18 protein-coding genes are annotated in these 22,573 nt (G+C 41.4%); 8 read left to right on the top strand and 10 right to left on the bottom strand.

The window, feature by feature from the left end; translation table 11 throughout:
- Positions 1-387: 387 nt before the first annotated feature.
- From QP794_RS23615 to QP794_RS23605, 3 genes are read left to right on the top strand one after another with little or no spacing between them, the layout of a single operon-like run.
- A complete protein-coding gene (locus QP794_RS23615; RefSeq protein ID WP_483311949.1) occupies positions 388-1,131 on the top strand; it encodes a metal ABC transporter ATP-binding protein in 744 nt (247 codons plus the stop codon).
- The gene (locus QP794_RS23610) at positions 1,124-1,966 is read left to right on the top strand and encodes a metal ABC transporter permease (protein WP_285079178.1); all 843 of its coding nucleotides are present in this window, start codon (positions 1,124-1,126) and stop codon (positions 1,964-1,966) included. Before QP794_RS23615 ends, QP794_RS23610 begins: the two co-directional genes overlap by 8 nt.
- Complete coding sequence (locus tag QP794_RS23605) at positions 1,963-2,895, top strand: metal ABC transporter substrate-binding protein (RefSeq protein WP_285079177.1); 933 nt, start codon at positions 1,963-1,965, stop codon at positions 2,893-2,895. Before QP794_RS23610 ends, QP794_RS23605 begins: the two co-directional genes overlap by 4 nt.
- Before the next feature lie 37 nt (positions 2,896-2,932).
- Here the strand turns inward: QP794_RS23605 and QP794_RS23600 are convergent, their stop codons facing one another.
- The 8 genes from QP794_RS23600 to QP794_RS23565 form a co-directional block, all read right to left on the bottom strand.
- Entirely contained in the window at positions 2,933-4,951 is a 2,019-nt protein-coding gene (locus QP794_RS23600; protein ID WP_285079176.1) for a heavy metal translocating P-type ATPase, read from the bottom strand.
- A gap of 397 nt (positions 4,952-5,348) precedes the next feature.
- On the bottom strand, positions 5,349-5,594 hold the full coding sequence (locus tag QP794_RS23595) for a hypothetical protein (RefSeq protein WP_285079175.1): 246 nt from the start codon (positions 5,592-5,594) through the stop codon (positions 5,349-5,351).
- A gap of 125 nt (positions 5,595-5,719) precedes the next feature.
- Positions 5,720-6,427, bottom strand: coding sequence for a response regulator transcription factor (locus tag QP794_RS23590; protein ID WP_285079174.1), 708 nt, complete (start codon positions 6,425-6,427; stop codon positions 5,720-5,722).
- Positions 6,428-6,933: 506 nt separating this feature from the next.
- Positions 6,934-8,025, bottom strand: coding sequence for a murein hydrolase activator EnvC family protein (locus tag QP794_RS23585; protein ID WP_285079173.1), 1,092 nt, complete (start codon positions 8,023-8,025; stop codon positions 6,934-6,936).
- 522 nt (positions 8,026-8,547) lie between these two features.
- A complete protein-coding gene (locus QP794_RS23580) occupies positions 8,548-8,877 on the bottom strand; it encodes an ArsR/SmtB family transcription factor (RefSeq protein WP_285079171.1) in 330 nt (109 codons plus the stop codon).
- A gap of 69 nt (positions 8,878-8,946) precedes the next feature.
- Complete coding sequence (locus tag QP794_RS23575; RefSeq protein ID WP_285079170.1) at positions 8,947-9,375, bottom strand: disulfide oxidoreductase; 429 nt, start codon at positions 9,373-9,375, stop codon at positions 8,947-8,949.
- 13 nt (positions 9,376-9,388) lie between these two features.
- On the bottom strand, positions 9,389-10,075 hold the full coding sequence (locus QP794_RS23570; protein ID WP_285079169.1) for a DsbA family protein: 687 nt from the start codon (positions 10,073-10,075) through the stop codon (positions 9,389-9,391).
- Positions 10,076-10,108: 33 nt separating this feature from the next.
- Entirely contained in the window at positions 10,109-12,763 is a 2,655-nt protein-coding gene (locus QP794_RS23565; protein ID WP_285079168.1) for a heavy metal translocating P-type ATPase, read from the bottom strand.
- A gap of 771 nt (positions 12,764-13,534) precedes the next feature.
- Here QP794_RS23565 and QP794_RS23560 point away from each other — a divergent pair.
- Complete coding sequence (locus QP794_RS23560; RefSeq protein ID WP_285079167.1) at positions 13,535-14,389, top strand: cupredoxin domain-containing protein; 855 nt, start codon at positions 13,535-13,537, stop codon at positions 14,387-14,389.
- 274 nt (positions 14,390-14,663) lie between these two features.
- Here QP794_RS23560 and QP794_RS23555 read toward each other — a convergent pair whose 3' ends face one another.
- A complete protein-coding gene (locus tag QP794_RS23555) occupies positions 14,664-16,790 on the bottom strand; it encodes a heavy metal translocating P-type ATPase (RefSeq protein WP_285079166.1) in 2,127 nt (708 codons plus the stop codon).
- Positions 16,777-17,145, bottom strand: coding sequence for an ArsR/SmtB family transcription factor (locus QP794_RS23550; RefSeq protein ID WP_443146627.1), 369 nt, complete (start codon positions 17,143-17,145; stop codon positions 16,777-16,779). The genes QP794_RS23555 and QP794_RS23550 overlap by 14 nt, the downstream gene beginning before the upstream one ends.
- A 132-nt stretch (positions 17,146-17,277) precedes the next feature.
- Between QP794_RS23550 and QP794_RS23545 the strand changes: the two genes are divergently transcribed.
- The 4 genes from QP794_RS23545 to QP794_RS23530 all read left to right on the top strand — a co-directional run bounded on the left by QP794_RS23545 (position 17,278) and on the right by QP794_RS23530 (position 22,526).
- On the top strand, positions 17,278-18,336 hold the full coding sequence (locus tag QP794_RS23545) for a flavin-containing monooxygenase (protein ID WP_285079165.1): 1,059 nt from the start codon (positions 17,278-17,280) through the stop codon (positions 18,334-18,336).
- Between the two features lie 641 nt (positions 18,337-18,977).
- Positions 18,978-20,336 carry an alkaline phosphatase gene (locus QP794_RS23540; RefSeq protein ID WP_285079164.1) on the top strand — a complete coding sequence of 453 codons (1,359 nt, stop codon included), beginning with the start codon at positions 18,978-18,980 and terminating at the stop codon, positions 20,334-20,336.
- A 424-nt stretch (positions 20,337-20,760) separates the two neighbouring features.
- The gene (locus tag QP794_RS23535; RefSeq protein ID WP_285079162.1) at positions 20,761-21,054 is read left to right on the top strand and encodes a hypothetical protein; all 294 of its coding nucleotides are present in this window, start codon (positions 20,761-20,763) and stop codon (positions 21,052-21,054) included.
- A 309-nt stretch (positions 21,055-21,363) separates the two neighbouring features.
- Positions 21,364-22,526, top strand: a protein-coding gene (locus QP794_RS23530; protein ID WP_483311947.1) for an IS3 family transposase whose coding sequence is annotated in 2 segments (ribosomal slippage) — positions 21,364-21,628 and positions 21,628-22,526 — 1,164 coding nt in all. Because the reading frame shifts where the segments join, the coding sequence is not laid out codon by codon here.
- Positions 22,527-22,573 lie beyond the last annotated feature (47 nt).

Genomic DNA, 22,573 nt, shown 5'->3' with positions numbered 1-22,573 from the left:
TGAATCCTTTTCTTCATTTCGATCTCTTTCTCCTTCTGTTTTCTACATTCCTTGAAAAATACACTTATTGAACATTCCGTTTCCAGACTAACATATGAACATATGTTCATTCAATGAGGTAATTTCAACAAAATCCCGAACATTAATACGGGAACAACGAGAAAAATCACAAATCCAACGAAATATTCCAAAATCCCTCCCTCAAGATTGTTTTTTCTTGTTCGATCTTCACGTACTTGTGTTGTTGACAAATGCCTACCTCGATAATATATTGATTAGGGAAATAAATTTTCCCTAGGGAAACAAACTAGCACTAGGGAATGTTTTTTATATAAAGGAAATATAGTTTGCTATAGGCGAGAGTTAATGAAGGGGTGAAGAGCAATGATACAGATCAGTCAGCTTAATGTGGATTACTTCGGTAATCCGGCACTTCAAAATGTAGATATGGATATCCCGCTGGGATTTACAATAGGCATAATTGGACCTAATGGTGCGGGGAAATCGACGTTCATCAAGTCTTTGCTTGGTGTTATAAAAAAACGTACGGGGAATGTTCTCGTCAATGGTACGGCGATTGCGCAAGCGAAAAAAAACATCGCATACGTACCTCAAAAAAGCGAAGTGGATCTAACCTTTCCCATTACAGTACGGGATACCGTTCTGACTGGAACGTATCCCAAATTGAAACTTTTCCGCAGTCCGGGAAAAAAGGAAAAAGCATATGTAGATCACTGCATGGATCTGGTGGATATCACAGAATTAGCGAATAAACAAATCAGCAACCTATCCGGAGGGCAGCTTCAGCGGGTATTCATTGCAAGAGCACTCGCACAACAGGCAGATATTTTCTTCCTCGATGAACCATTTGTAGGCATTGATCTTGTTAGCGAGAAAATCATTGTGAATCTTCTGAAAGAACTCCGGGAGCAAGGGAAGACCATATTGATCGTTCACCATGACTTGCATGAGGTTGAAGAGTATTTTGACAAGGTCATTATTCTCAACAAGAAACTGATTGCTTTTGGAGACGTGTCCAGTACCTTTACTACAGAGAACATACAAGCCGCATACGGCTCTTCTCTGGGAAATATTCAAATTAAAGGGTTGGGAGATGCTCAGAATGATTGATCTGTTGTCGACATGGCTCGATATCCCGGTATATGCATTGAACGCAGGACTATCTGCAATTATTTTGGGAATCGTTTCGGGGGTGCTCGGCAGTTTCATCGTGCTTCGAAAAATATCCCTGATGGGAGATGCGCTGTCACACGCTGTCTTGCCGGGAGTTGCCATATCTTATATTTTAGGCATTAACATGCTGGTTGGCGCTTCATTGTTTGGACTGCTTGCAGCGATTCTCATTCAATTCATTACCAACCGCAGCACGATTAAGAGCGATACGTCCATCGGTATTATTTTGAGTTCGTTCTTCGCATTGGGGATCGTTCTCATCACGTTTGCCAAGAGTGGTCTGGATTTGACCCATATTCTATTCGGCAACATTTTGGCTGTTCCGCAATCGGAATTAACGCAGTCCTTCATTATTATGCTGGTCGTTATTGGTGTTGTATCACTGTTTTACAAGGAACTGTTGATCAGTTCTTTTGACCCGATCGTCTCCAAAGCCAATGGATTGAATATCAACTTCTATCATTACTTGCTGATGCTCCTGCTTTCGGTCGTCACGGTCTCCTTCCTGTCTCAGGTAGGCATTGTGTTAGTCATCGCGATGCTGGTCATACCGGCGGCGACTTCCTATCTGTGGACCAATAAATTGCTTCATATGATCGTGTTCGCTTCAATATACGGAGCGTTATCCGGAGTGATCGGTGTAATACTTAGTTTTGAATTCAATCTTCCGACGAGTGCAACGATTGTCCTGGTTGGAGTAACCGGCTTTGCGGTTTCGTTTATTCTAACCCCCAAAAACAACTTTTTTAAGAAGGGAGTAAGGACACAATGAAAAAACAAGTAATCAGCATTCTTATTGTCCTCATGTTCATTTTGTCCGCATGCTCTGAAACAAAGTCCAATAGCACGGAGGCTTCGACTACACCAGATGAAAAACTAAAGATTGTAGCAACGTATTCCGTTATTGCGGATATGGTGGAAAATATCGTAGGTGACAAAGGGGAAGTATACAGCATGGTTCCGATTGGAACAGATCCTCACATGTATGACCCTTTACCACAAGATACGAAAAAAATATCGGAGGCCGATCTGGTGTTTTATAACGGACTTAATCTCGAGACCGGGAAAGGCTGGTTCCAGGATCTTCTGAAGGTTACGAATAAAACGGACGCTGCGTTCGTAGTGTCAGAAGAAGTAACGCCGATGTATCTTAGCGAAGAAGGAAAAGAAACGCAGGAAGATCCTCATGCCTGGCTCGACATTCAAAACGGGATCAAGTATGTGGATGTCATTACGAAACGGATCATTGAGAAAGATCCGGACAACGAGCAATATTACTTGGACAACCATGCTACCTATGTTGCCAAATTAGAGGAAGCCGATCAGTACGCCAAGGATCTAATTGCCAAAGTTCCCGCAGAGAAGCGGATTTTGGTAACCAGCGAGGGTGCATTCAAGTATTTTTCCAAGGCTTACGGTTTTGAGGCCGCGTATATTTGGGAAATTAATACGGATAACCAAGGCACTCCTGAACAGATGAACGGCATCATCGACATTATTAGAACCAACCAAATTCCAGCGCTGTTTGTTGAAACCAGCGTCAATCCGAAGACGATGAAAACCGTCTCTAATGAAACAGGGGTCCCTATTCACTCGAACATATTTACAGATTCCCTTGCCAAAAAAGGTGAAGATGGCGACACGTACATTACCATGGTCAAATGGAATATTGACAAAGTCACGGATGGTTTGTCGCAATAATGAAAAAAACGGGCCACCTTGCGGTGACTCGTTTTTTTCATGTTTCTCCGTTTTCATGCGAATTGTTGTACGCGAGTAGTCTTAGGGCATTGAAGACGACCAATAACGTTGATCCTTCATGAATCAGCACTGCGACGCCAATACCGGCAAAACCGAAAATCGTGGCCGGAATCAAGAAAGCCGTGACCCCCAGGCTTACCCATAGATTCTGCTTGATAATCCCTTTGCTTTTACGGCTTAATCCGATGGCAAATGGCAAAGCCGTCAATTGATCAGTCATCAGTGCGATATCTGCCGTTTCCAGAGCAACATCAGATCCTGCCGCCCCCATCGCAATCCCCACTGTACTCTTTGCCAGAGCGGGTGCATCGTTGACTCCATCTCCCACCATGGCCACCTTGTTTTCCTGCGCCATTAATTCTTCGATGGCCTTCACCTTGTCCTCAGGCAATAGATCGCCCCATGCATCGGTTAACCCAATCTGCTTGGCAACCGATGTTGCCACATTCTGGTTGTCACCCGTAATCATGGTGATCCGCCGAATCCCTACTTGTTTTAGCAGTAAGATCACATCTGCAGCTTCATCTTTTGGCACATCCATTAAACCAATGATGCCAAGAAAAGTGTCTCCTTTTCTAACAATCATCGTCGTATTCCCCTTAGACTCAAGTTCCGTGGCTTTGGACCGCAAATCCTCAGGTATTTTAACAGATAGTTCGGTTTCAAATAAACTTCGATTGCCGATATAGACCTGTTCACCTTCCCACATTGCAATAACGCCCTTGCCTGTTACGGATTGTAAATCCGATGCTTCGCTTCCTTTTCGCTCTCCGAGTCGCTCCTTGACTCCGTTGACAACTGCCGCAGCCAGTGGATGATCACTTAGTGCTTCAACATCAGCAGCAATGCCCATCAGGTGATCAGACGTTACGCTTCCATAGGGGAATATTTCAGTAAGTTTGGGTTTGCCCTCGGTTAAAGTCCCTGTTTTGTCAAAGGCTATTGCTGTGAGTCCCCCTAAATCTTCCAACGGAGCTCCGCCTTTTACCAGCACTCCCCCTCTCGCCGCTCTTGCAATACCGCTTAAAACAGCGCTAGGAGTGGATATGGCCAGCGCGCAAGGACTTGCGGCAACCAACACGGCCATGGCTCGATAAAAGCTATCTGAGAATGGTTCTTCAATAACCAAAAAGGCTAAAAGAAGCAATGCTACCAACACCAACACACTGGGAACAAAAATCTTCTCAAACTTGTCCGTAAATTGTTGGGTAGGAGACTTTTGGGATTCGGATTCATTAACGAGTTGTACCAGCTTGGCTAAGGTAGAATCGCTCTCTTCTCTGACGACTTGAATTTCCAATCCGCCAGTTCCGTTAATGGTCCCTGCATAAACCCTATTCTCAGGAGGAATTTTGTTGAAAATCACGTTTGTAGGGAGATTTTCGATCCAGGGTTGTTTATCTACGGGAATGCTCTCACCTGTGATGGAGGATTGGTTCACGCTACTGGAACCTTTAATCACAATGCCATCTGCCGCTATATGGCTATTAGGCTTCACGATGATCACATCGTTTACACGAAGTTCTTCGACAGAAATGTCGATTTGGAGATCACCACGTCGGACAATCGCGGTTTTAGGCGCGAGTTTCGTTAATGCTTCTATGGACTTCCTGGCTTTTCCAATTGCGAAGTGCTCTAGGGAATGTCCCAAACTAAATAAAAATAAAAGTAGAGCTCCTTCTGCCCATTCCCCCAAAAGAGCAGCCCCAAGGGCAGCCAAAATCATCAGCGAATCAATCTCGAAACGGCCGCGCCTCATGGATCCTATAGCTTCTTTCGTGGTGAAGTATCCACCGAAAATGTAGGCCAACACATAACTCACCAAACTGGTCCAATCAGGGATCCTTTCGGAAAAATGCAGTAGAAAACCGATTCCCAAGAATAATCCGCATAACAGTGAAGCGATCAGTTCCGTGTGTTGACCGAAAAAGCCCCCATGTTCATGGGCATGCTCATCTGAATTCGGGGGATTAGCTGGTTTGGTTGAATTTTGCAATGTTAAAGCCTCCTATACTACACGAAAATTGTTGTTTGGTTATAGATTTTCGAACCTATACTATTACTGGTACAGATCCTCCTTTTACGCGCCTCTATAATTAGGTATAGCTTAGGGATATGGGTTAGATGTTTATTTGTAGCACTTACCATGTATTTTATCCAATAATTACATCGTTATGTATCATCTCAAATTAACAAACTATCTTCTGAGACAGTTAAATCAAAGTTGTTTCCTCAGACCTTAAGTTTATGAACATGTTATATTTGTCAGGAGCTACAGAAATATGACAAAACACTTCTCTTGTAAAAATTAGTTTAGATCGTCCTAATAAACACAATATGCAGGATTTTGTTCATAGAACAATATCCTGCATATTTTAATTCAGTTAAAATAATCAGTGATGTTCATGAAGAGCCCAGTGAGGTCCTTCATAATGTTCGTGATTTTCATGCCGATCAAAATGACCTGGGATTGAAATCCAATGGTAACCATGTGGAATATGTCCTTGAGGTGGTTCTCCTGAGATTGTCTCCAAGTTCCCTTCATAATAACCAGTATGGGCTTCTTCATGTTTTCCTAAGTCATAGTGTCCATTGTGAAGTTTCACTTCATAATGTTCTGGGATAGAAATTTCCTGCATGTAGTATCATCCTTTCTGAAATGGGATCGAAGGTATTCTAACCATGTCTGAATTAATAAATTCAAGGTTATAAATGTAAAAGTACTTGGTGTTAGTCTGCTGAATGTACTTCCTTCAAGGAAACATTATTTTATAATGTAACCATAACCCCAGAGCGTATTAATAAGCTCTTCTTGTTCAGGAGATAATTTTCCTCTCAGTCGCTTGATGTGAGTGTCCACTGTTCGTGAATCCCTTACGTCTATCTTTTTATCGCCCCAAACTTCATTTAATAATTCTTCCCGTGTGTATGCTCTTCCACGGTTCAAAGATAAAAAATAAAGCAATCCATATTCCATTGGGGATAAATAAATGGTTCGACCTTCATAAGTTACTTTACGGAATTCAGGAGAAATTTGGAGTTTACCAATCTCAATGCAAGATTTCTGTATTCCTTCATGTTCAAAGGAATTTTTGAATCTTCCCAATATATTTTTAACACGTAGTATTACTTCACGGATGCTGCATGGCTTTTTCACATAATCGTCAACTCCAACTTGAAATGCCTTTATAATTTCATGTTCATTCGGTTGTGAGCTTAAAACAATAATCGGAATGTTCCCTCTATATCGAAATAGTCTACATAGTTCTATCCCACAAATGTCTGGTAGTAATGAATCCAAGATTATGAGTTCGTAATGATGCATCTGAAATTTACTTAATGCTTGTAAGCCTTCTTCTGCCTCATCAACCACATAATTCTCTTCTTCTAAGACAATGCGTAGCTTTTCTCTAATGCGCCAATTTTGATCTATAATTAGTATTTGTTTTTGTTTTAAACTTCTGTTTAACAATATTTCACCTCTCTCTAGTCCTTCTTATTCATTAGATAAAATTAATGAGTAAAATCATATTCATTTTGAAGCAAGCAAATTCAATTACAAATTAAAAAATGAGGATCATACATCCATAATCCTCAATAAAGTTATCCTACTGATATATATTATAAAAAAAGGAACTACGAATTGTAGTACTTTTTATCATGTGTCATTCTTTATTCAAAATTCGGTCATATTTTCATCAATTTTCAGTTATACTACCTATTTCTATGATCAAAAAAAGGACGTCAATCCTACCAAGGAAAAGGCGTCCTTTTAATTTATATTTCCACTTTTATAGCTCAATACAAGGGAATCGATCTTTCATTTTAAACTCCCATTGCATTTAGTACTGTGAGTAAACAACCCAACGTAAGCATTAATCACTTCCCACTGTCAACAACGAATGTTCCTAATAACAAGAAGATACCTTTAACAGAGAAAGCGAAAAAGCAATTGTACACACTTTATTGAATGTATCTTCACAAGTAACTTAACGGATTCTGTGGATTTCCATTCACACGTACTTCAAAATGCAAGTGAGGACCAGTTGAATTGCCTGTCGAGCCCACTTCTGCAATGTTTTGACCACGTGTTACAGACTCTCCTTCTTTAACAAGAATACCGTTTTCTCTGATATGAGGATAGAGTGTCCACAGTCCATCACCGTGATCAACAATAACCGTGTTCCCATATCCGCCGTACCATTCTGCCATAATGACAACACCATCTTCTGCTGCATAAATACTAGTACCCTGAGGGGCGGCGAAATCTGTGCCATTATGCATCTTCCCTACTTCGCCTGTTATGGGGTGAACACGTGGACCAAAATTGGAGGAAATATAAGCGCCTTTAATCGGCATACCAAACACTCCCTTCCCGCCAGGATAACTATTCTTGCTGGGTGTATTGTTAGAGCTCGAAATCTTTTGTAACGCATTTTTTCTTTCTGCTTCTTTCGCAGCCGCTTTCGCCTTTGCCGCTTTTGCTGCCTGTTCTTCTTTCATCTCGTTCTTTTCCTGGATTAAAGCAGAACGTTTTAACGCTATTTCAACTAACATACGATCCTGCCTATCACTTAGTTCACTTTGTGTCTCAATCTCCTTCTTGTATCCAGCAATAAGTTTTTGCTTTTCTTGCTCCTTTCTGGCTAACTCCCCTTTACGAGCCTTTTTCTCAGCGTAAAGTCGTTTATGCTCCAAGTATTGTTCATCAAGCTGTTGTTTCTTCACTACAACGAGCTGTTTATCCTTTTTGTGCTCGGCTAAAAGACTTTGATCCTGATTTGCAATCATTTTTAAAGAATCCATTCTCTTAAGAAAATCAGTGAAGCTTGTCGATGACAACAACACATCTAAATAAGAAACTGAACCATCCGTATACATAAATCGCACTCTGGATTCAAGTAAACTCTCACGAGCAGAAATTCGCTCTTCTGCAACTTGTAATTCTATCTTTGTAGTGCGCAAGTTCTCTTCAGTTGTTTCGATATTGTAAGAAACCTTAGCAAGCTCATTGCTTACGTAATTTATTTGATCCATTACGCTCTTCAAGTAAGATTCTTGCTTTTGCATGTAATATGCGGCTTCCTTCTTTTTCTTATCAGCTTTTTCCTGTGCTGATTTTGCCGATTTAGACTGTTGTTCGAGCTCTTTTAGATCATTTTCAATATCACTAATACTTGAAACAGCAGACTATAATCAGGACTGAGAACAGTAGCAGTAATACAGCTTATTATTAGAGCTGTTGCTAGCTTTTTCACTAATCATCTACCTTCCTATACACTAGTTGTAAGGTCAAGCTTCTGCTTTATTAGTCATATAAATCGCTATAAAGCTATTAAACCTTAAAAAATCACCAATTCTTTACAACTGAGATTGATCAAATTATTAAAATTTTGTTACCCTACACAATGTAGTTTATTTGACGTTACCTTGTCAACTCCTTCAATCGACGAAAAACGATAGGTTTTGCATAGCTTTTCTCCTGTACGGCCAGGGTTATGCTGATATACTTGCGCCAAAAAGCCGATTCCTGAAAGAATCGGCTTTTTAAAGTTACAGTTGTTTGAGTCAAAAGTAACAAGTCGTTCATATTTACAAGTTCAACGCTTCATTTATATCACAAGAGGCTACTTCGTTCTCCACTTGTGCATAAACATCATCCATGACTTGCAACAGGTTCCTGATCTGTTCATTCCTTAAGGAATAATAGATGTATTTTCCTTCCTGTCTGCTTACGATAATGCCGCATCCTTTTAAACAGGCGAGATGCTGCGAGATGTTGGATTGGTTGCCTCCAAGCTCTTCTACAATTTGAGAAACCGTTTTTTCTTCCTGATTTATGGAATCCAGGATCAGCAACCTCGTTTTGTCGCTGAAACCTCTCAGAAATTTGGCTTTTACCTCACAGCCGTTCGTATTCAAATTTATCCCCCCAAGCCTAACACTAATGATGCTAATTTAAATTTAGCATGTAGCCATAGAAGATTCAATTCAACCGTTGTGCTTCATCGGCTTATTTGTTAACAACAGAAAAATGGTGATTAGGCCAAATGCAACAAACGCCATGAACGGAATAGTTATAAATCCGAGCCAGTCAACATGGGTAGTCGAGCACGGTATTCCTTGTTTACAAGGAGCTACACTTTCAAAGTTAGGTAACTTTTGTTTCATATAATGAAAAGCAGACACAAGCATCCCAAGAATCGTTAGCGGAAGAACATATTTTTTGATAGACTTTTCATTGAAATAACTTGCAATCCCTAAACTAATGCATAATGGGTACATCAGAATGCGTTGAAACCAGCACAGTTCACAGGGAACAAATCCTCTAACCTCACTGAAGTACAGACTTCCGAAAGTTGCTACTAAAGCTACAATCCAAGCATAAAACAATGTGTATTGTTTGAAAACCACACCCATGTTCCTTTCCGGTTCAATTTCGTTCTTGTTCAATCGCTTCAACAATGCTTTTATAATCGAATGGATTACCAATCAAGATGTGATTGACCATAATAGAAGGGGTCTGTTTGATATTATGTTGTGTAACCAATTGATTGTCCTTTTCGATTTCATTTCGGACCTCAGTGCTACTGATTTTTAACTGCAATTCTGCCAAGTCAATTTGCGGGAAGGATTGACTGACGAGATCAGATATCCTCCCTTCAGTCAACCAAAGCGCATCATGATCCGACACAGGCTGGGCTTCAAACAACAACTCGTGGAATTCCCAAAAGGCTTTTGGCTCCATTTGAAATATAGCTTCGCCTGTGGATGATCCCAATAAGGATTCTTCACCATGAAAAAGGGTATTCACGAATGAAAACTTCACTTTGCCCGTGTCAACGTAGTCTGTTTTTAGCTTAGGCCAGATTTGTTCGCCCCAAGCTTTGCAGGATGGGCATTTGTAATCTCCAAACTCAACAATGGTGATCTCGCTATTTTCGTTTCCCAAAGTGGGCTGTCCTGTAACTTTCGGTGCTCTCTCGATGTTTGCATTTCCTTCTGTTACTACTGAGTTGTTCTGGGAGTAGTCATATATGATATACCCTACTCCCAGTAATAAGATAATCAGTAACGTAGCAATGACCAATTTTCGCGAATGCGGAGCCTCTTGTTTCAAAAATCCACCTCGTCTCTAAATAATGTTCAGATCTTAGCTTTTCATGCGTAGCAACCTCATACTGTTCAAAATCACCAGCAATGCCGCTCCTGTGTCACTCATCACAGCTGCCCATAAAGTTAACCAGCCAGGGAAAATGAAAGAAAGAGCAACGACTTTTACTAACAGCGAAAACCAGATGTTTTGCTTAATGATTCGAAGCGCTTTGCGGCTAAGTTTCATTGTATGAGGAAGTTTTTCCAGATTATCGGCCATCAGGACGATGTCTGCTGTTTCCATGGCCGTATCTGTGCCAGCTCCCCCCATGGCAATGCCCAAGTTGGCTGTAGCCAGCGCAGGTGCATCATTAATCCCATCTCCTACCATGGCCACGAGCTTGCCTTCTTTTTGAAGCTGCTCTATTGCGGAGACCTTATCTTCTGGAAGCAATTCGGCAAAGTAATGATCAAGTCCTGCTTCGCTTGCGATTTTGCGTGCCGTGCCCTCATTGTCTCCAGTAAGCATGACGACTTGCTCAATACCCGATTGTTTCAGCGCCTTCATCGTGGTTATTGTAGTCTCCCGAATTGCATCAGACACGGCTATCATGCCGAGCAGATTGGTTTGCGTACCGACAAGGATCAAGGTGTTTCCTTCCTGTTGGAGTCGGGAAGCCTGCTCTTCCAGATGCACTATCGGTACGCCCATTTCTTGAAATAGCTTTGGATTACCAGCGAAATATTTGGTGCCTTGAATGGTTGCATACGCACCTTTACCCACGAGAGCTCCGTACTGTTCACCTTGGAGCGGGGACATTTCCCGCTGATTCGCGTGCTCCACGATGGCTGATGCGATTGGATGTTGCGAATGCTCTTCAATCGTTAGCGCAATGCGAAGTAATTCTTCTTCGGAGACCTTTTGCGTAAATAACGCAGATACCTGAGGTTTACCCACTGTCAGTGTTCCTGTTTTATCAAAGGCAATCGCCTTGATCGAGCCGGCAACCTCTAGGAACGTTCCGCCTTTGATTAGCACGCCGTTTTTGGCTGCGTTCCCGATGGCAGACACGATGGCGACCGGTGTGGAGATGACCAATGCACAAGGACAGGCCACGACAAGCAACTCAAGCCCTCGGTAGAACCAATCGCCCCAAGTGCCCCATCCAAAAAGAGGAGGGATTACCATGATTAAAAGAGCGATAGTAAATGTGATTGGGGTATAAATTCGTGCAAAACGGTCTACGAAGGCTTGCGAAGGGGCTTTCTTCTCTTGTGCTTCCTCCACCAAATGAATGATTCTCGCAATCGTGGTATCTTCCACCAGTTTTGTGACGCTTACCTCAAGAGAACCACTTTCGTTTACCGAGCCTGCATAAACAATACTTCTAGGTTCCTTCTCTACAGGGACGGATTCACCGGTAATTGGAGCCTGATTGACCACAGAGTGACCCCTTGTAACTTCACCGTCCAGCGGTATTTTTTCACCGGGCTTGATGACGATGACATCCCCGATATGAATGTCTTCTACGGGTATGCGCACCAAATGTTGCCCTTGTTTGACCCATGCTTCCGTAGGAGCCAAGTTCATTAGACCACGAATAGATTTTCTTGTTTTTTCGATCGCTCTATTCTGCAGGGTATTCCCTAACGAGAACAGGAAAACGACTGTGGCGCCTTCGAACCATTCACCAATTAGTGCGGCGCCCATAGCCGCAACGGTCATTAATACGTTCATATCGAGTGAAGCGCTTCGTACTGCATAATAGGCACTTCGGGCAGGTTTATATCCACCTATAACGATAGCCAGGGCATAGAGCAATGTGATGAGCATTTCCGATACATTGCCGTACGAGCCCACAAATCCCATAACCAAAAATATGCCGGAGTACAAGGTGGCTGGTATGGGCTTCTTCGATTTCTCTTCCACCATATCAGATGAAGACCGACTATTGGTAGGCAACAATGCCGTGAACCCCGCTTTGGATACCTCTTCCTTCACTTTATCATTCGTTAAATCATGATCGATCCGCATCTTCCCTGTCGAGAAGTTTACGTTAACTTCACGGACTTCAGGAAACTTGAGCATATGTTTTTCCAAGGTGACGGCACAAGCCCCGCAATCCATGCCTTCAATGATATAAGTCTGTCCGGTTTGCTTCGGAGCAATGGATTCAATGGAATACCCCAGTTTTTTGACCTGCGATTCAATTCGATTTCCGATGGATGGATCAGAGACGGTAACACTCATCTTGGCTGTGCTGAAATTCACTTGAACCTCTTCTGTACCTTCCATGCGGGAGATGCTCTTTTGAATCGTTTCAGCACAAGAAGAACAATCCATGCCCTGAACCCGATATTGAAGCATCTGTCCTGTATCTAATTTCAAATCGGACTTAGAGACCCTTGGAACGGAAGCAGCAGAGCTGGAACAACAAGAGTCTTCTTTGCCTTTTTCTTGCCCCTCGCTGCTGCAACAGTCTTGTTCATCCGCACAGCAGTCACTATTTTTCGTTGGTTTGAAAGTTACGGTGAACTGAATCTGCTGTTTAAACGTGGCACCTGGTTTGATGCTGGGTTGAATAGAATCGGTGCAGGAATGGCTTGAACAACAACTTTCCTGCTGAATTTGTTGTGACTCCGGTTGTTTTGCTGATGAGTTGCATCCTCCCGTTTCAGAACAACAGGAATCCGGATGATTTCGTTCAGACATCGCCAATCAACTCCGTTTCTTTACTTCACATCATTGTACGGTAAAAGTTTGAAAAATAAATTAGTTCCTATTAATATGACAATCATATTAGCATTTACTAATATATACGTCAATGCAGATATTATTCACTAAACACTCTTAACCGGTCGCTACGTTAATTAAAAAAAGATGATCTTATTCTATCGTGTTCATTATAGGTTCACATAGTACCGGAGAGCAGATCTAAAGGTTCATTATAAGTATGAATAGGATGTTTCGATAACATCAGTCGATTTTAAACATGCAATAAGTTAATAAATTTACCGGATGTTAACTCAAGTAAATTGGATGCAAAAATTTGATCTTTTTAATTTTTCAATTAGTCCATACTGTACACCCGTTCACTCTACTTGTTATATCAAAAGTCAGGAACTTCATGCTGGAGATTGCCTTTAAGCAATTAAGTATTTAAGAATAAAGATGGTTCAGGTTGCCCTGTTGGAGAAGCAAGGGAAAGTAGATGGACAGTTTGTTGACGTTATGATTATGGAGAAAATCTTATTAAAATCGGCTAAATCAAAGTCCCTAGGCTTATCCTAAGGGCTATTATTTTCTAGGAGCCTTTATGGATAAATCCCATACCCGAATAGTTTTCCTTCTTTGAGCTATTTACTTAAAATTTTATGAACAATTAGAGAATGTTTCGAATTTAAACTGCATTGTTTTTATCAATGCACTACAATGTGTAGTACACATTTATTTAAAATTTTATATATCGGGAGGCTCATGATAATGTTACTTACATTATTAAGCATAGTAATGATTACCGTTTTATCCGGGTACGTCGTGTTGAATACCTATAGACGAAAAGATAGAGTCACAGGTATGCATGGAATGATGATCGCCATGAGCATTGGAATGATGTCTAGTCTTGCCCTTGGTTTTCAACTAGGCATTGTGTTTGATCATGATTTGGCTGTCCCTTCCATCATCGCTATTTTATTCGGTTTGGGGACCGGTTACTTTACAGGAAAACCTGTGAGTGTACTGGCATCGTTAGATGGAATGTTAGCTGGAATTATGGGTGGAATGATGGGAGCCATGCTCGGATCTATGCTTGGTTTTACCTATATCATGGCATTGTTTGTTGATATCCTATTTATCCTTATAATATGTGTGGTTCTTCAAATAACAAGTTCAGATTCAAATGAAACCAATAAAAAAACAAGCAGTGGGATTACCGTGCCCTTTATCGCAGGAATAATAACTGTTGCCTTTGGAACTGTATCGGTGGGTTTGCTGCTATTTAATCAGTATCAAGATAATCGAACCTCTGTAGTTTCTTCTCAAAATAAGGAACAGAATTCTGTTCAAGAAAATGCAGGCTATCAAGTTATTTCAGTAGATGTAAAAACCAATGGCTTTAGTCAAGAAAATATTGTAGTCAAAGCCGGTGTTCCGACAAAGTTAAATTTCATAAAACAATCAGGCTATACGTGTATAAAAAGTGTTGGATCTACAGATTTAGGTATTGATGTTTACCTTGAAAAGGGAGATAACTTCATTACTTTAGATAATTTGAAACCTGGAACATATCATTTCAATTGTGGTATGTATATGTATTATGGGACTATTACAGTTGTATAATCGAGTTTCGACTGGTTTCCGCACAGTAAAAACGCTATTATCCCATAGTTTGGCTTGTAATGTCTGTTTTAAAGGGGGGCATGCTTTCTTTTTTTAATGCAACTTAGAAGCATAAGTTTGTTGTGAGACCCAATAGAACGCAGTATTATAATTCAAGTAGACAGCCGACTAATTAGTCGACTGTCTTTTCATTAAGCTAACGAGTAGGTTAGTTCAATTGTAAGTAAGAAGGATAGTAGTACAGAAAAGACCGCCTTTTAGCGGTCAGATCATATTACTTTCCTTTTTGTATCCTTAAAAGTCTTAAACTGTTAAGGGTCACAATCAAAGTTGCTCCCATATCTGCCAGAATCGCAAGCCATAGAGTAAGCCATCCGGGAACGATTAGTATTAACGCTAACAACTTTATCCCTAAAGAAAAGCCCACGTTTTGTTTGATGATCATCAGTGTTTTTTTACTTAAGCGGATGGTGTAGGGTAATTTCCGTAGGTCATCTGCCATCAATGCGATGTCGGCTGTCTCAAGAGCAGTATCAGTACCTGCGCCACCCATGGCTATACCAACAGTGGAAGCCGCAAGTGCAGGTGCATCATTTACTCCGTCACCCACCATCGCTACATGGGAATAATCTCCCCGTAGCTTCTTGATGTAATCCAATTTGTCTTGAGGTAACAATTCTGCTTTAATTTCTGCTACACCTAACTGCTGGCCAATTGCGTTAGCTGTTGCTTGGTTGTCACCAGTGAGCATAATCGTCTTTTTTACGCCGATAGAATGCAATTCATTTATCACAGCTTTACTCGAATCGCGTACAGCATCGGCAACTGCAATTAAGGCAATGACTTCATGTTGCGTCCCCAGCACCATTACCGTTTTCCCTTGAGTCTGAAGCATGATAATTTGTTTACGCATTGAACTGGATACCTCTGATTCCAGTTCATCAAACAGCTTAGGGCTACCAATAAAATATTGCTGTTGTCCTACCGAAGCTTTGACGCCCTTCCCTGTGATTGATTGAAAGTGATCAACTGAAATGGAAAGATCGGCACCCATTTGTTCCGCTTTCCGGACAATGGCTGATGCTAATGGATGTTGTGAGCCTTTTTCAATTACAGCAGCAATGGAGAGTACTTCGCCTTCACTACGTTCCCCAAATACAGCGATGTCCGTTACCTCCGGAAATCCTTTAGTAAGGGTACCTGTTTTATCAAATGCAACTGCTGAAATGCGCCCAGCCTCTTCAAGATGAATACCACCTTTAATCAATACACCGTTTTTCGCTGCATTTCCAATGGCAGTAACAATAGAAATTGGGGTAGAAATGACCAATGCACAAGGACACCCTACTACAAGCAATGATAAACCACGATAAATCCAATCCCCCCAGTCCCCACCTAGCAAAGGCGGAATAATGGCGATACCCAAAGCCAGCACCATAATAGCAGGCGTGTAGTATTTAGCGAACCGATCCACAAAAGCCTGAGATGGTGCTCGTTCAGCCTGAGCCTCTTCCACAAGATGAATAATTTTGGAGATTGTCGTATCTTCTACATGTTTGGTAACTCTAACTTCAAGCAACCCTTCCTCGTTTAACGTTCCGGCAAACACTTCATCGTCAACAGTTTTAACGACCGGAACAGACTCTCCCGTGATTGCTGCCTGATTCAAAGTTGACGTTCCTTTTATTACTACTCCATCCATAGCCAGTTTTTGACCTGGCTTGACGATCATTACGTCTCCTACTTGGATATCATCAACACTTATGGTCATTTCAGCAGAACCACGTCGGATCAGAGCTTCTTTGGGCGCAATATCCATAAGTGAACGGATTGACTGACGTGCCTTTTGCATAGAATAGCGTTCTAAAGCTTCACTAATGGCAAAGAGTAACACCACAACAGCACCTTCGCTCCATTCTCCTATAGCAGCTGCTCCAATAATGGCAACCGTCATCAATGTGTTCATATCAAATTGCAGCTGAAACAAGTTTTTGATCCCTTTTTTAAACAGTTCATACCCGCCAATAATAATAGCGGCGCCAAATGCCAATGCAGAAACCAATGCATCTTCTCCATAGTACGACGCCAAGAAGTAACCTGCCGCCATCAATAAAAGTGAGAGAAGCACATTCCAATTCTCTTTCCAAAATGGCTCTTTCTTTTCTATAATTCGTTGTTTTTCAGGCGTTATCTTTAAGTTTTCAAAAGCCCCTGCCTTTTCTAACTCTTCTACAGTTGCATTCCCCGTAACGGTTATTTTGGCTGCTCCAAAATTAACCTTTGCGTCTTTGACACCAGGAAGGTTTTTTACGTTATTTTCAAATTTACCGGCACAGTTTGTACAGGTAAACCCTTGTACACGATAGACCTCTTTGTTACTTTTTTCTTCATGTTGTTGCATGTGTCATCAACTCCTCGCTATGTGTTGAAGCTAAATGAACTAATTGACGTACGTAATCATCTTCCAGTGAATAAAACGCCAACTTTCCTTCTTTCCTGTATTTAGCTACTCCAAGCTGTTTTAGCGACCGCAAATGGTGAGATGCGGTAGCAAGTGAAGCCCCCGTAATATTGGCGACGTCACATACACAAAGTTCGTCCTCTTCGCATAAAGCAAACGCGATCTTCATTCGAGTTTCATCTGCCAAGACTTTAAACATCTTGGACATGCTTTTTATATCTTGCTGCTCCAATGCCTTTTGCACTTTACGAACCTTAGGCTCGTCATAACAGTAGATTTCACAACTATCCTTCATAAATATACCCTCCACTCACTCAAATTCTTGTTTGATTATTGTACCTTACCATATTATAATAACTCAATCAAACCGAAGTTTGATTGATAGCGAACGAATACCTTATATTAACTCAATTTAAGGAGGACAACTATGTACGATGTGTTAGTTATTGGTGCTGGACAAGCAGGATTAGCCGCAGGGTATTACTTAAAACAAACTGGTCTAAACTTTATGATTCTGGACTCTGCATCATCAATAGGCGATTCTTGGCGACGCCGCTACGAATCACTTCATCTCTTTACGCCTCGTATGTATGATGGATTACCAGGAATGTTGTTGAATGGGGATAAAAATGGTTTACCGAGTAAAGATGAGATTGCCAGTTATCTTGAATCTTATGCAAATTACATGGAGCTCCCGATCAAGCTGAAATGTCTAATTAAACGACTTTGGAAGAATGATAATCACTTCATAGTAGAATCAACCGATGGTATTATGGAGGCGCGCAAAATTATCGTTGCAACAGGTCCCTTTCAAGTAAAAAGTGTTCCACCCTTTTCCAAGTCCTTGTCAGAGGGCGTTATACAGTTACACTCTTCAGAATACTTAAACCCGGATCAATTAAGCCCTGGAAGCACGCTGGTTGTTGGTGGTGGGAATTCAGGTGCTCAAATAGCAGTGGAGTTAGCAAAAGGGCAAAATAAAAACAGATCAGTATACATATCCGTAGCACGCGAGATTTCGTTCAAGCCCTTGTATATCATGAACCGAAGCATTTTCTGGTACTTTGAAAAACTCGGGTTTCTCCGTGCTAAGACTCAGAGTCCAGTTGGTAGATGGTTGAAAAGCCAGACTGAGCAAGTGTATGGATATGATCTGAAACAACTAATTAAAAGCGGAGAAGTAAGTGTTGCTCCTCGAGCACTGAGCGCGAGTGGTAACTATATTACTTTTGAGGATGGAACCCAGATCGAAGTAAATAATGTAATTTGGGCTACTGGATTCAGGAGAGATGACCATTGGATTGATATTCAAAATGCATTTAATTCGCATGGTCAAATTCAACATTATGAAGGTGTTTCCCCGGTTACTGGGTTGTATTATGTAGGTTTACCATGGCAAAGTTCTAGAGGCTCTGCACTGTTGGGTTGGGTGAAATATGATGCTCAAAAAATTGTTAAACATCTGACTCTAACTACTAACCAATAATTGAGTTTATTTATTTCCTATGCTGATCGTGGGTTTATAGAGCGTGACTCGAAGATCTATTAGTCCATTTGCCGTATTTATGAGCTAGTTTTGATTAGAATGCCCTCTAATCGGAAATATGTCCTTTTCCGTTATGGACAAGGGATTAAATAGGGATGCAATATGGCCAGTTTAGCTATTTGATGTTTCTTGATACCGGCTTTGTAAGGGGTTGTACCTGTCATCTGGCTGTTTCAAATGATTTTCTTCAATGGGAAAACGCTTTAAAGGACCTGTTGGAGATGTATTAAGGAACTACCACTGTTGTATGTTGGATATTATCTCAAAATTGATGAACAGGTTAGCACATAAAAAACTCTCCATCGGGAGAGTTTTTTTGTTTCCACCTTGCGTGGTCTCTAGTCCCCCCTCAATTGATAGAGGTGCAAATATAAACACTGCTGTGCCCTAAGACCCTAGACAGGTAATTTTACTATCAGAGGGCAAGAACTTGCATTTAAACTAAAGTCATTTTTCGCTACTTTTACTTCGCGTATACAGATTGCTTGAATTTTATTTACACTCGAATGATAATCTTCATATTATCATTAGATGAATAAAGCTTCATATATTCATATTTATAGATAAGAGGAGGATTCATCTTGAAATTATCGAAAAAAGTAATCCCAGCAGCAGCACTGAGCCTAGCCTTTGCTGCTTCTACAGTCTTTTCTGCCGGACAAGCACATGCAGTTCAAGCTGTTAGTGTAGAAAAAAAACAAATTAAGAATATCATTTTCCTCATTGGTGATGGTATGGGTACTGCTTATACTTCCGCTTATCGTTACATAAAGGATGATCTTTCTACAAAGGTAATGGAGAGAACAGCATTTGATCCCTACCTTGTGGGAGCTCAAATGACATATCCGGATGATGACACTCAGAACGTAACGGATTCAGCTTCCGCAGCTACTGCTATGTCTGCTGGCGTAAAGACATATAATGCCGCTATCGCTGTAGATAATGACCAAACAGAAGTCAAAACTGTGTTGGAGCAGGCAAAGGAAAACGGAAAATCTACCGGGCTTGTTGCTACCTCAGAGATTACCCATGCCACACCGGCAGCATTCGGCGCCCATGACATCAGCCGAAAGAATATGGACGCTATTGCGGATGATTACTATGATGAAATGATCAATGGAGAGCACAAACTTGATGTCCTATTAGGTGGAGGAAAAAGCAATTTTGTACGTGAAGATCGTGACCTGACGAAAGAGTTCCAGGAAGCCGGTTTTAGCTATGTGACTGATCGGAGCGCCCTGATAGCAGATACAAATGAACAGATTCTAGGACTTTTCGCTGATGGAGGCTTGGACAAGATGATTGATCGGACTAGCGAAACGCCTTCGCTGGCCGAGATGACGAATACGGCCATTGATCGTCTGAGCACAAACGAAAATGGGTTTTTCCTAATGGTTGAAGGCAGTCAGATCGACTGGGCAGGACATGATAATGATATCGTAGGTGCTATGAGCGAGATGGAGGATTTCGCGGGAGCATTCCAGGCAGCTATTGATTTTGCCAAAAAAGATGGAGAAACCCTTGTCGTAGCTACTGCTGACCACTCCACTGGCGGACTCACGCTTGGGAAAGACGGAGAGTATAACTTCTTTGTGGATCCGATCAAAGCTGCATTACGCACTCCCGACTTCATGGCAACTCAAATTGCTGAAGGTGCTTCAGTTGAAGAAACGCTTAAGAGCTATCTCAAGCTTGAGCTAACAGCTGAAGAAATTCAATCTGTAAAAGATGCTGCCAAAGACGCTGATGTGACGACGATCGACAATGCCATTGAGGCTATTATCGATAATCGTTCGTTCACTGGCTGGACAACAGGTGGACATACGGGAGAAGACGTACCAGTTTATGCTTACGGTCCGGCAAGCCATCGATTCTCCGGCCTAATCGACAATACGGATAATGCAGAAATCATTTTCGATATTTTAAAGAAACATAAATAATTATATCCTCAACAATAGCCCCTCTCTTCTTTTTATGAAGAATCAAAGAGGGACTTTTTTATTTATTATAGAAATAGTGCACCTCTCAGATGTGCCAGTGATTCCATGATTCTGTAGACTTCATTAGTAGGTAATTAGTTTGCATTAAACCCTTTTATTGCAAATTAATTACCTACCACATCGTTTACCTCCACCCCACTTTATTCTTTTCCTTTTTAGCACTCTCTTGATACCGGCGGAGATGAGCCTTCAATGTGTCAAACACCATATTCTTCTTCACGATATAACCCCTTACCAACCTTGGCTGCCTGTACCCCTCATGGCTCTCACACTATTTCATCGTAGCATCGCAAATGAGTAACTGTCATCTTATGCAGATACAATCGTAAAAGTCATTCCTATATATCTTGCGTTTATGATCAACATGCCATTTATTATTCGCTTGATTGTAAAAGGTTTCTCATTGGACATACGTTCAGGAAGGGCTGTAGTGTTTAGTGCTGGAACCCGAATTTCTTTAGTCGTGCTCCCTCTTGCCCTCTCCTTACCTGATGAATGGAGCTCACTAATTGCGGTTATTATCGTAACGCAAACTATTGTTGATTTCTTTGAGAAAGTGCTTATTGGCGCGCTTGTTTTTCCATTTCAATGGAATTACAGTTCCAGTGAAAATACTTCCGATCATTTATGCGCGTCTCTTGATCATAATGGGTTTTAATCACTCAAAAGAGACCCACCTCCTGTACTTAGATACCCTCAAATCGGAAATGGGAACATGTTCTTGTCCAATACGGCAATCGGTACAAGTTCTTGTCTACACTATTTAGATAATTACCTAATCCGAAATGACACATTGTTCTTGTCTTTTTCGGCAATGGTACAATGTTCTTGTCCTCGGCTTGGGACAAGAACTTGGTTCCTTAAAACAAAAAAGCCGCTATAATGGTATTATCCCCTTTTAGTAGACAAGAGAAAAAAGACATCTGTTAAGATGGACTTAATCTTGCCAAACGAAGGGGATTTTTTTATGGCTAAAAAAGGACAAACTTTCCGGCGGTACTCCTTGGAATTGAAATTGGAGGCGGCCCGGCTGGTCAACGAGGAACACATGAGTATACGTGAAGTGGCGAAACGTTTGGATATTCAAAATAAATCTCAGGTACAAGTATGGGCTGCAAAAACGAAACAGGGAATGAGTCTAGAACCTGCTACATCCAAACGGGGACGCCTTAGAACCAAGTTTTCCAGTATGGAAGAAGAGATGGCATACTTGCGAGCGGAGATTGAATACTTAAAAAAGCAGTATCCAAATCTACACAAGGAGTGACGAGTAAAGCTGCCAGATTTCAAATCATAGAGGACCTGCGAGCACGCCATGGTCTAGCTTGGCTCTTGAAGTTAGCTGCGGTTTCCCGTTCGGGCTATTATAAGTGGAGAAAAAGTAGACAGGCGACAAGCGAACGTAGACAAAAGGATCATGAATTGGAAGCGCATCTGCTTGCCATCCATCGCGTTCATCCCTACTTTGGTTACCTTCGAATGACGGTAGCTTTACGGAGAGAAGGCCTTCGGGTCAACCACAAAAAGGTGTACCGATTAATGAAACAATTAGGCATCTGTTCTGTCATTCGAAAGAAACGTCGATTCTTTGGAAAACAAGTTTCTGTGGTGAATCCAAATCGGTTAGAGCGCCAGTTTCAGGCGGATACGCCACGAACGAAGCTGGTTACCGACATTACCTATATTCGTGCTGGAAAACATTTTGTGTACCTCTCTGTCGTTCAGGATTTATACAATAATGAAATTGTAGCGTGGCATCTTTCTGAACGAAATGATCTCGCTTTGGTTCATGACACGTTGGATAGACTCCGTCAGCATGTGGATCTAAGTGGCGTAATTCTGCACTCGGACCAAGGATTTCAATATACCTCGAAGCCATTTAACCGTAAACTGAAACAACTCGGCATGCTAGGCAGTCACTCCAGGCGTGGGAATTGTTTAGATAATGCCTGCATCGAGTCGTTCTTTTCTCATTTGAAGACTGAGAAAATTTATTTGAATAAAGCGGCAAACAAAGCAGAGGTTGAACAGCAAGTAAGCGAATACATATTGTTTTACAACCAAAACCGATTTCAGAAAAAACTAAACGACCGTTCCCCGGTAGAATACCGGGAAACGGCCGCAGCTTAAATCTTGTCTTTTTTTGTATTGTCTACTTGACAGGGTTATGACCATTT

It is taken from the genome of Paenibacillus sp. UMB7766-LJ446 (assembly GCF_030226665.1).
GTDB classification, from domain to species: domain Bacteria; phylum Bacillota; class Bacilli; order Paenibacillales; family Paenibacillaceae; genus Paenibacillus; species Paenibacillus vandeheii.
Note: the sequence above shows the minus strand (reverse complement) of the source record. Positions and strands in the feature narration are given on the sequence as shown.